This is a genomic window from Limnospira sp. (assembly GCF_051859755.1).
Taxonomy (GTDB): domain Bacteria; phylum Cyanobacteriota; class Cyanobacteriia; order Cyanobacteriales; family Microcoleaceae; genus Limnospira; species Limnospira fusiformis.
In genome coordinates this window covers 14,217-25,320 of sequence record NZ_JBIMLI010000002.1, presented here as the reverse complement: position 1 = coordinate 25,320, position 11,104 = coordinate 14,217, and the positions used below count along the sequence as shown (strand labels likewise).

The 11,104-nt window shown below is 47.8% G+C and carries 3 protein-coding genes; all 3 read left to right on the top strand.

Annotated features, from left to right (window positions below; genetic code table 11):
• The first annotated feature begins 469 nt into the window (after positions 1–469).
• The 3 genes from ACTIE0_RS00595 to ACTIE0_RS00585 all read left to right on the top strand — a co-directional run bounded on the left by ACTIE0_RS00595 (position 470) and on the right by ACTIE0_RS00585 (position 11,042).
• On the top strand, positions 470–3,997 hold the full coding sequence (locus ACTIE0_RS00595) for a helicase-related protein (protein ID WP_006668430.1): 3,528 nt from the start codon (positions 470–472) through the stop codon (positions 3,995–3,997).
• 411 nt (positions 3,998–4,408) lie between these two features.
• Entirely contained in the window at positions 4,409–7,345 is a 2,937-nt protein-coding gene (locus ACTIE0_RS00590) for a DUF1156 domain-containing protein (RefSeq protein ID WP_006668431.1), read from the top strand.
• Positions 7,346–7,670: 325 nt separating this feature from the next.
• Positions 7,671–11,042, top strand: coding sequence for a Swt1 family HEPN domain-containing protein (locus tag ACTIE0_RS00585; protein WP_006668432.1), 3,372 nt, complete (start codon positions 7,671–7,673; stop codon positions 11,040–11,042).
• Positions 11,043–11,104: the final 62 nt, after the last annotated feature.

Below are 11,104 nucleotides of genomic sequence, written 5' to 3'. Positions count from 1 at the left end.
GGATATTAATAAACCCGCCCTCCGGGTTCTGCTGTTAATTCTCTCACCCCACGGTTTGCTTAGAAACCCGGTTTCTTTGAGAAACCGGGTTTCTTGACCACGATAGGGGCGGTGCGTCAAAGGAATGAAATTTGCGGTTAACCCGATAGGTTATCCCTCTGACGCACCCTACTTCTATAATTTATAAAGGCGATCGCTTTTCTATCCGGTGTAACAACCGCGCGAAAAACTGCAAAGGCTCTTTTCCCTTTCGGTACTCAGAAGCCTTGCAGTTATGGGGGAACAAAGCCCATTAGCATTAGGGCTGGGTTCTAGTTATATCTTCTATGCGCTGGGGTCTTAACTCACAAAGGAGCCATAGGACAGTCCCAGAGCCTACAATATACAGTATATCTCAGATGATGAGAATTGTCAATGAATCTCAATGGCTCGGAACCAAATAGATTTTTTCACAGAGTAAAAAAGGGATATGATTAAACTAGAAGATATAACTCGTGGTACAATTATTAAAGGGATTTTGCCTAATGAAAATGTTACCGTTATTGATGCTGCTTGGTATGGTGATGATGCGATTGAATTGACCTATAAAGATAGTCGGGGGAAACCTGGTAATGAACTACTATTTCGCAGTGACCAAGATAGATTAGAAATTGTTAGGGATGGACAGCCCTGGAGTTTTAACGGAGATGGTGCTATATTTAGATTGGTTTCCGAAGCTCACCGCATTCGCCTGGCTCATTTGTTTGACCCTCGGCTGGCTGTTCATACTTCTTTGGTGGAACCTCTCCCACACCAAATTGATGCCGTTTATAACCAAATGCTGAACCGTCAACCTTTGCGGTTTCTGTTGGCTGATGACCCCGGGGCGGGTAAAACTATTATGGCGGGATTATTGATTCGGGAATTGTTGATTAGAGGGGATTTACAAAAGTGTTTGATTGTCTGTCCGGGGAGTTTGGCGATACAGTGGCAAGATGAATTGTCTCAGAAGTTTCACCTACCTTTTGAAATTTTGACAAACGATCGCCTTGAAGCTGCCCGCAGTGGGAACGCTTTTACGGAAATTCCCCTACTGGTTGCTCAATTAGATAAACTTAGCCGTAATCCTAAGTTACAGGCTAAACTCGCCCAAACTGATTGGGATTTGGTCGTAGTTGATGAGGCTCATAAACTCTCGGCTTCCTTTTTTGGGGGGGAAATTAAGGAAACTAAACGCTATAAATTGGGGAAACTTCTGTCGGGGTTGACTCGCCATTTTTTGCTGATGACCGCTACGCCGCATAATGGGAAAGAAGAGGATTTTCAGCTATTTTTGGCTCTGTTGGATGCCGATCGCTTTGAGGGGAAATTTCGGGATGGTGTCCATGTCTGCGAGACCGCTGATTTGATGCGTCGCCTGATTAAAGAAAACTTGCTAAAATTTGATGGTCGTCCCCTGTTTCCAGAACGTCGCGCCCATACCGTGGAATATCGTCTCTCGGAGTTGGAAGCCATCCTTTATAAACAAGTAACCGACTATGTGAAAGAAGAATTTAATCGCGCCGATAACCTGCAAAAAGGACGTAGGGGAACCGTGGGTTTTGCCTTAACTATTCTCCAGCGTCGTCTGGCTTCCTCTCCCGAAGCTATTTATCAGTCTCTGAAACGACGGCGCGATCGCCTCCAAAAAAGACTGCGGGAAGAACAGCTAATCCACCGAGGACTCAAGGGGGAATTAGACCCGGGAAGGATGATTGATCAACAAGACATTGATGATGATTTGGAAGACTTACCCAGTAGCGAGAGGGAAAAAATCGAAACCGAAGTGGTTGACCTGGCGACGGCTTCTCGGACTGTTCAGGAATTACAGACAGAAATCGAACGTTTGCGCCAATTGGAAGAGTTAGCCCAACGGGTGCGCCGCAGTGGGAAAGATTGCAAATGGGAACAATTATCTAAGGTTATGGAAAACGAAATTTTTGCCTTTCCTAACCCCCAGAATGGCGACCATGAACCCGGACAGAAAGCATTGCGGAAACTGGTAATTTTTACGGAACATCGCGATACCCTTAACTATTTGCGCGATCGCATTAAAACCCTTTTAGGTCGTCCTGAAGCCGTAGTTACCATTCATGGAAGTATGGGACGGGATGAACGCAAAAAAGCCGAAGAAGACTTTAAACAGGATGTTACCGTCCAGGTATTAGTAGCCACCGACGCAGCGGGGGAAGGAATTAACCTACAACGCGCCCATCTTATGGTTAATTATGACCTACCTTGGAATCCGAATCGTTTGGAGCAGAGATTTGGGCGCATTCACCGGATCGGACAGACGGAAGTTTGTCATTTGTGGAATTTGGTCGCCGGGGAAACGCGGGAGGGGGATGTATATTTATCGCTGTTGCGGAAACTGGAAATTGAGCAAAACGCCTTGGGGGGTCAGGTGTTTGATGTGTTGGGAAAAGCGATCGCTCAGGTAGAATTGCGGGAGTTGCTCATTGAAGCTATCCGCTATGGCGATCGCCCTGATATTAAAGCCAAACAGCAGCAATTGAGCGATCGCCTGAACCGGGAATATTTGCAAACACTCATCGAAGAAAAAGCCCTCGCGAGAGACTCCTTGGATACCACCAAAGTTCAAGCCATTCGGGAGGACATGGAAAGGGCGCAAGCGCGGAAACTCCAACCCCATTTTATCGGCTTATTTTTCCAGGAGGCTTTTACCCGCCTAGGGGGAACCATGCGACTCCGGGAACCCCAACGTTATCAAATAAACAACGTTCCCGCCGTTATTCGTCATCGCGATCGCCAAATAGGACTGAGTAAACCTATACTAAGTTATGAGCGGATCTGTTTTGAGAAGGATTTAGTCAGCGTCCCCGGGAAACCCATAGCCGACCTAGTTTGTCCTGGTCATCCCCTTCTTGATGCCACCCTAGACCTGATTTTAGAACGTCATCGAAATCTATTGCGTCAGGGGAGCATTTTGGTTGATGATAGTCCTAACCCGCAGCCAGAGAGAATCTTAGTTTATCTGGAACATAGCATTCAGGACGCGCGAACCGACTCCAACGGACAGCGGCGGTTAGTCTCCCGCAGAATGCAATATGTGGAACTTCCCTGTAGTCTGTTTCCCGACCGCGACCCGACTCCCTCCCCCGCTATTAATGGGGGATATGCGCCTTATTTGGACTATCGCCCCCTCACCGAAGAGGAACATAAAGCGATCGCTCCTTTTCTGCCTAATTTACCGCCAAAAGAGGACATTGAGAAACAGGCGACTACCTACGCCATTACCCATTTAGTCCAACCCCACCTCGAAGAGGTCCAGAAACCCAAACAGGAACTCATTGATAAAACCCTAGTCGCCGTCAAAGACCGACTCACCAAGGAAATTAACTATTGGGACCAAAGGGCTGTCAGTTTGCGCCTGGATGAAAAAGCGGGGAAACCCAATGCTAAACTTAACTCTAGCAAAGCCCAGCAACGGGCGGACGAGTTAGCCTCCCGCCTAGAAAAAAGGCTCCGCGAACTGGAAGACGAGCGCCGACTTTCACCTTTACCCCCCGTGGTGGTAGGGGCAGCTTTAATCATTCCCAGCCACCGTCTGGCAGCCCTACAACCCCCCTCGCCGAAGATTTCCGACACTTTTGCCCAAAACCGGCAAGCCGTGGAATTAGCGGCAATGGAGGCGGTGATGCGGAAGGAAACGGAGTTAGGCTATCAACCGCGAGACGTTAGCGCCGAAAAGTGCGGTTATGATATCGAGTCGGTCATTCCCGAAACCGGACAATTGCGGTTTATCGAGGTGAAAGGACGCATTGAGGGGGCGCAAACGGTGACGGTGACTAAAAACGAGATTTTGACCGCCTTAAACCGACCTGATAGCTATATCCTAGCATTAGTGGAAGTTCCAGGCGATCGCATTTCCTATATCCGCCAACCGTTTCAGCAACAACCCGATTTTGCCGCCCACAGTGTCAATTATAGTTGGCGAGACCTAATAATTAATAATTAATAATTAATAATTAATAATTAATAATTGGGGAAAACTGTTGTGGTGGCTGAGAAACCCGGTTTCTTTGAGAAACCGGGTTTCTTGACTTGTGGGGGGAAACTCCGTTGACTGGAGGCTGAGAAACCCGGCTTATTTCTGGAGGGTTAGAAACCCGGTTTCTTTGAGAAACCGGGTTTCTTGACTTGTGGGGGGAAACTCCGTTGACTGGAGGCTGAGAAACCCGGCTTATTTGTGGTGGCTGAGAAACCCGGCTTATTTCTGGTGGCTGAGAAACCCGGTTTCTTTGAGAAACCCGGTTTCTTGACTTGTGGGGGGGGAAAGCCGGGTAGGTTATCCATATAACGCCACGAGGGCGATAATAATTAATTATCCATTATTAATTATTAATTATTAATTATTAATTATTAATTGATGCCTGACCAGCTATACTGGGAGTCGGTGTCTACACTGCTTCCCATGACCTACCGCAAAAAACTCATCGAAGTTGCCCTACCCCTCGAAGCCATTAATATGGAGTCCGCGAGGGAAAAGTCTATTCGTCACGGACACCCCTCCACTCTGCATTTGTGGTGGTCGCGGAAACCAACCGCTACAGCTAGGGCGGTGCTTTGGGCTTCTTTGGTAGATGACCCCAGTAGTTGGCCGGAAAAATTCCCCACCCTGGAAGCACAAACCCAGGAAAGACAACGCCTTTTTGATATCTTAGGCCGAATTGTCGTCGATACCGATAAGAAGGGGAAACAAAAACAGGTGGTGCGGGGTTTGGTGTCTTGGGATGATATCAAAGACCCCCAGGTTATTCAAGACGCACAAAGGGAGATAGCCCGCTGTTTGGCGTGGGGAAGGGGGGAAAAACCACCCACGAAACCGGAAGAGGTCCGGGAGTATATCGCCCAGTATGCGCCACCCGCCTATGACCCTTTTGCGGGAGGTGGGTCTATTCCCCTGGAAGCGCAACGGTTGGGGTTGGAAGCCCATGCTAGTGATTTGAACCCGGTGGCGGTATTAATTAATAAGGGGTTGATTGAAATTCCCCCTCGGTTTGCGAATTTACCCCCGGTGAATGGAGATGATAGAAAACGGACTGGGTTGGAGTCTTGGCGTGGCGCACAGGGGTTGGCTGCCGATGTGCGATATTATGGAAGTTGGATGCGAGAGGTGGCTGTTAACGGCATTGGGGATTTATATCCTCCGGTGACTTTGGAAAATGGCGACAAGGCGACGGTTATTGCTTGGTTATGGGTGCGGACGGTGACTTGTCCTAACCCGGCTTGTGGCTGTCAAATGCCTTTAACGAGTAAGTTTTGGCTTTCCACAAAGAAGGGAAAGGAGACTTGGGTTGAATATGCGATTAACGGGGAAACTAGCCCCCCCGAAATTGATTTTGTGGTGAAGACGGGGAAGGGAAAATCACCGGAGGGGACGGTTGACCGCAAGGGGGCGGTTTGTCTGGCTTGCGGCACTTCTGTAAAATTGGATTATGTGCGGTCAGAAGGTCGTCAGAAACGCATGGGGGCTAAATTAATGGCTATTGTGGCTGAAGGTAAAAATGGCAGGATTTATTTACCCCCCACCAAACAACAGGAAAAAATTGCTTTTTCCGCTAAACCAAAATGGCAGCCGAAAACTGAGTTACTGGGAAAAGCGGCTGTAAATGTTCCTTTATATGGATTAAAAACCCATGGCGATTTATTCACCTCCCGTCAATTGGTGGCTTTAAACACTTTTAGTGATTTGGTCGGGGAAGCTAAAGATAATGCTTTTCAAGATGCCCTGGCTGTGGGATTATCTGATGATGATATTCCCTTGAATAAGGGGGGGAATGGCGCGAGGGCTTATAGTGAAGCGATCGCCATTTATTTGGCGTTTGCTTTAGATAAATCTGCTGATTATTGGTCTAATCTTTGTAGCTGGCATTCTTCTGGTGAAAAAATGAGAAATACCTTTGGACGGCAAGCAATTCCAATGATTTGGGATTATGCAGAATGTTGTCCTTTTAGCCAATCATCAGGAAACTGGATGGCTTGTGTTGACTGGGTTTGGAAAGTTATTGAAAATCATGATAATGTAAATGTTAAAGCCGGGGTATTTCAACATGATGCACAAGTGAACCATGAGAATGATTCACAAGCCAAAATAGTCTCAACCGACCCGCCCTATTATGATAATATTGGCTACGCGGATTTATCCGACTTTTTCTATGTGTGGCTGCGTCAATCTTTGGGTTCAATATACCCTGATATTTGCAGCACCCTGTTAGTGCCGAAATCTCAAGAATTGATAGCAGCCCCGCACCGCTTTGAAGGCAGCAAAAAAGGGGCTAAAGAATTTTTTGAAGCCGGATTAATGCAGGCGTTTAAGCGCATGAATAGCATAGCTGATGCTAACTATCCGGTGACCGTTTATTATGCTTTTAAACAAGCCGAAACTGATGCTAAGGATAAGGTTGCTTCTACGGGTTGGGAAACCATGTTAGAAGGGTTAATGCAGGCTAACTTTAGCATTGGTGGAACATGGCCAATGCGTAGCGAATTGAGTAACCGCATGGTTGCCAGTGGTACAAACGCCCTCGCTTCTTCTATAGTGTTAGTGTGTCGTCCCCGTGGTGAGAATGCCGCACCAACGACCAAGCGAAAATTTTTAAGTGAATTGCAAAACGAACTCCCCCAGGCGCTAAAAACGCTGCAAGAGGGAAACATCGCCCCGGTTGACCTAGCCCAAGCGAGTATCGGACCGGGTATGGCAATATATAGCAAGTATAGCGAAGTTTTAGAAAACGATGGCAGCAAGTTGACCGTCCGCAGCGCCCTACAATTAATTAATCAACTCCTAGATGAATACCTGACCGACCAAGAAGGGGAATTTGACAGCGATACCCGTTGGGCGTTAACATGGTTTCAACAATACCAATTCGACCCCGGACTATATGGGGAAGCGGAAACCCTGTCGAAGGCGAGAAATACCAGTATAGAAGGGTTAGAAACGGCGGGAATTTTAACGGCGAAAGCCGGGAAAGTCCGGTTGCTGAGACGGGATGAACTCCCGGAGAAATTGACGGCGGAAAAAGATACACGCCTCCCCCACTGGAAACTCACCCAAGGGCTAATTCAGCGACTCCTACAAAAGGGAGAAACGGGGGCGGCGGAGTTGCTGTCTGGGCTTCGACAACAGAAAGCGGAGGTAGAAATAGCCAGGGACCTCGCCTATCGTCTATATAATTTATGCGATCGCAAAGGTTGGTCATCGGAAGCGATCGCCTATAATAGTCTAGTAGTATCCTGGCCGGAAATCACCCGTTTAGCCAGTGAGTTTGCCGCTAAACCTTCCCAAGGGGAACTTTTCAATTAATAGGCTTAGAAACCCGGTTTCTTTATAATTAATAATTAATAATTAATAATTAATAATTGGGGAGTGGCGGGTTAGAAACCCGGTTTCTTTGAGAAACCGGGTTTCTTGACTTCTGGGGGGGAAACTCGGTTGACTTGTTGGCGGGAAACCGGGTTTCTTGACTTCTGGGGGGGAAACCCAGTTGACTGGAGGCTGAGAAACTCGGCTTATTTGTGGCGGGTTAGAAACCCGGTTTCTTTGAGAAACCGGGTTTCTTGACTTCAACAGGTGAACACAATTGGCGGTTTTGGCATATAATTGATCTCAATTACGCATCCTACCGATTATGGCTATCAGCAATCATGAGAGAGTTACTCGCGCTTTAAGGATACTCCAAGAAGGATTGTATCCCTTCGTGGAAAGGGAAATGCGATCGCATTATGGCGATAATCACTGGTTGACCGCCGCCAGTGCCTCGCTTTCCGATAGTTATGTTAACAATCGTAGCCGACAACCTGTTGAAAAGATTCTTAAAGAAGATCTCTATGCTCTGCTGATGGTCGTGTGGGAACATTGGAATGACGTATTTCGCCAAATTCTGGGAAGGAGTGAACGCAGCATTGTCAGCGAATTGCGCGATAACCGCAACCAATGGGCGCACCAAACCACTTTCTCGACTGATGATGCTTACCGTATCCTTGATAATATCAGCCGTCTGTTAACCGCTATTTCCGCCCCAGAAGCCAGCCAAGTCGAAAAAGAGAAAAATGAATTGATGCGATCGCGTTTTGAAGCCGAAGCCCGTCGCGAAAGAAGGAAAGTCACCGTCACCCCCACAGAAGGACAACCTCAAACCGGACTCAAACCCTGGCGAGAGATTGTTACACCTCATCCTGACGTGGCTGGCGGGACTTTCCAACAAGCAGAATTCGCCGCGGACTTATGGGAAGTATACCTCGATCAGGGGTCTGATGAATATAGAGACCCGACCGAATTTTATCGCCGCACTTACCTCACCGAAGGCCTAAAACAGCTTCTCAGTAATGCACTGCTACGGTTAACTGGTCAAGGGGGAGACCCGGTAATTGAATTGCAAACTAACTTCGGCGGCGGCAAAACTCACGCCCTGTTATCCCTCTATCACCTTTGCCAAGCCTGCCATATTCATAACTTACCAGGGATGGAAGAGATTTTTCAACAGGTGGGTATATCTCAACCTCCCCAAAATGTTAACGTCGCTGTGTTGGTGGGGAATAAACTGCCCCCCAGTGGCATTAAACCCTATGGAAAAGGCGATCGTAACCGTCCCCCCATAATTAAAACCCTCTGGGGGGAGTTGGCTTGGCAGTTGGGAGGAGAAGAAGGTTATCAAATGTTGCGGGAGGCTGACGAAACGGCAACTAATCCCGGTGATATACTTAAACAACTGTTTAACCGCTTCTCCCCCTGTCTAATTCTGATTGATGAATGGGTCGCCTATGCTAGACAACTCCACGAAAAACCTGATGTGGTGGGGGGGACTTTCGACACTCAATTCACTTTTGCCCAAACTTTGAGTGAGTCCGCCAAAAATGCTAAGGATACCCTGCTGGTGGTGAGTGTTCCCGCGTCGGATATTGAAAAAGGCGGCGAGAAGGGATACGAAGCGACCGACAGGCTGAAAAATGCGATCGGTCGCGTAGAGTCCCCTTGGCGACCTGCCAGCGCCGAAGAAGGTTTTGAAATCGTCCGGCGGCGCTTATTTCAGTCTACCACGGATACAACTCTCTTGGCTCAACGAGATGCGGTGATAGATACCTTTTACAATATGTATCGGGAACATAGCCAGGAGTTTCCCACGGATACCAAGGAGGCTAACTATAAACGCCGTATGCGAGAGGCTTATCCTATTCACCCAGAATTGTTCGATCGCCTTTATGAGGACTGGTCGAGTTTAGATAAGTTTCAGCGGACCCGTGGGGTTTTGCGTCTCATGGCTAAGGTGATTCATACCCTATGGGAACGTAATGATGCTAATCTGTTGATTATGCCGGGAAATGTGCCGATGGATGACCATCAAGTGCAGTCGGAACTTACCCGCTACCTGGAAGATAATTGGACTCCCATTATTGATAAAGATGTCGATGGACCATTATCTTTACCCCTAGATCTCGATCGCCAATACCCTAATTTCGGCCGTTATTCCGCTTGTCGTCGCGTTACCCGCACTATCTACATGGGGTCAGCACCAACCCAGAAAGCTGCTAACCGTGGCTTAGAAGACCGTAGAATAAAGCTAGGTTGTGTGCAACCGGGAGAGGCGGCGGCGACTTTTGGGGACGCACTCCGACGACTCAGCGATCGCGCTACCTATCTCTATGTTGATAATAAACGCTACTGGATTTCCACTCAACCTAATGTTAACCGCACAGCGGCGGAAAGGGCTGATCAGTTTCTCGGTGAAGGCGATCGCTATTTGGTTGAAAAGGAAATTGTTAAACGTCTCAAAAAATTTGGCGATCGGGGTATCTTTACCACGGTTCATGTGGCCCCCAATTCTAGCGGGGATATCCCTGATGATAAACGTTCCGGTGTGCGTCTGGTTATACTCCCCCCACAATTCCCCCACGACCAAGGCTTAAATTTACAGAGTCCGGCTTGCAAATGGGTGGCTGATGTGTTAGACTACAGGGGGGAGACTCGTCGCTCTTACCAAAATACCCTGGTGTTTTTGGCTGCTGATAAAACCAAGTGGGAAACCCTGGGAAAAAATGCCGCCCAATATCTCGCCTGGGAGTCCATTTGTCGCGAAAAGGAAGAGTTGAACCTAGATGCTTTTCAGGCTAAACAAGCCCACACCAAACTACAGCAGTTTGATGATGATGTCCAAAAGCAGATTTCCGAAACCTACCAATGGTTATTAGTCCCTGAACAACCAGACCCCAAAGAAGCGATCGCCTGGAAAACTATCCGCCTCCGTAATCTTGAGTCCTCCCCGACACTTAACGCCAGCAAAAAGGCGATCGACGAATCCCACCTCTCAGATACCTACGCCCCCCTAAACCTATATTTAGAGGTGTTGGCACCCTTCGTCTGGCGCGACAAAAACCACATCAGCCTACAGGAGATCTGGGAATATCTAACTAAATATCCCTATCTGCCCCGCCTCAAGGATGAACAGGTTTTGCTGAAAGCGATCGCCGACGGCGTATCCTCGACCGCTTGGAGTCAGTGGTTTGCCTACGCGGAAGGCTTCGATCCAGAAACCGGCACCTATCAGGGACTGAAAGCCGGGGAATCCATCAATCCTACAATAGCTCAAAATAGTTTAATTGTCAAGCCCGATGTAGCCCAAAAACAGTTACAACTGAGCCAGCAGCCCAGCCCCAATTCCTTGGAGCAATATTCCGCCCCCTCACCGGGTCAGGAAAGGGAGGTAAATGCGATCGTAGGGGAGGACATAAACCCCGGAAATTATAGAGTTTCCCCGGCTCAAAATCAGCCCCTAAGACGCTTTTACGGGGTGGTAGAAATTGAGGCTTTACGACTCAACAGAGACGCGGGAGTAATTAGCGATGAAGTCATTCAACATTTAATCTCTCTCAAAAACACCAAGGTAAAAATTACCCTAGAAATTCAGGCAGACATTCCCGACGGTATCCCGGAAAATGTAGCCCGGACAATTATGGAAAATTGCCAAACCCTAAAATTCCAGCAAAAAGGCTTGGAAACCAATTAATAATTAATAATTAATAATTAATAATTATTACCCTCGTAGCGTCCGAGGGATAACCTATCGGG

Bases quoted from the DNA above. Each gene is read 5' to 3' on its own strand.
- ACTIE0_RS00595 (WP_006668430.1), top strand. From the start codon at position 470: ATGATTAAACTAGAAGATATAACTCGTGGTACAATTATTAAAGGGATT.
- ACTIE0_RS00590 (WP_006668431.1), top strand. From the start codon at position 4,409: ATGCCTGACCAGCTATACTGGGAGTCGGTGTCTACACTGCTTCCCATG.
- ACTIE0_RS00585 (WP_006668432.1), top strand. From the start codon at position 7,671: ATGGCTATCAGCAATCATGAGAGAGTTACTCGCGCTTTAAGGATACTC.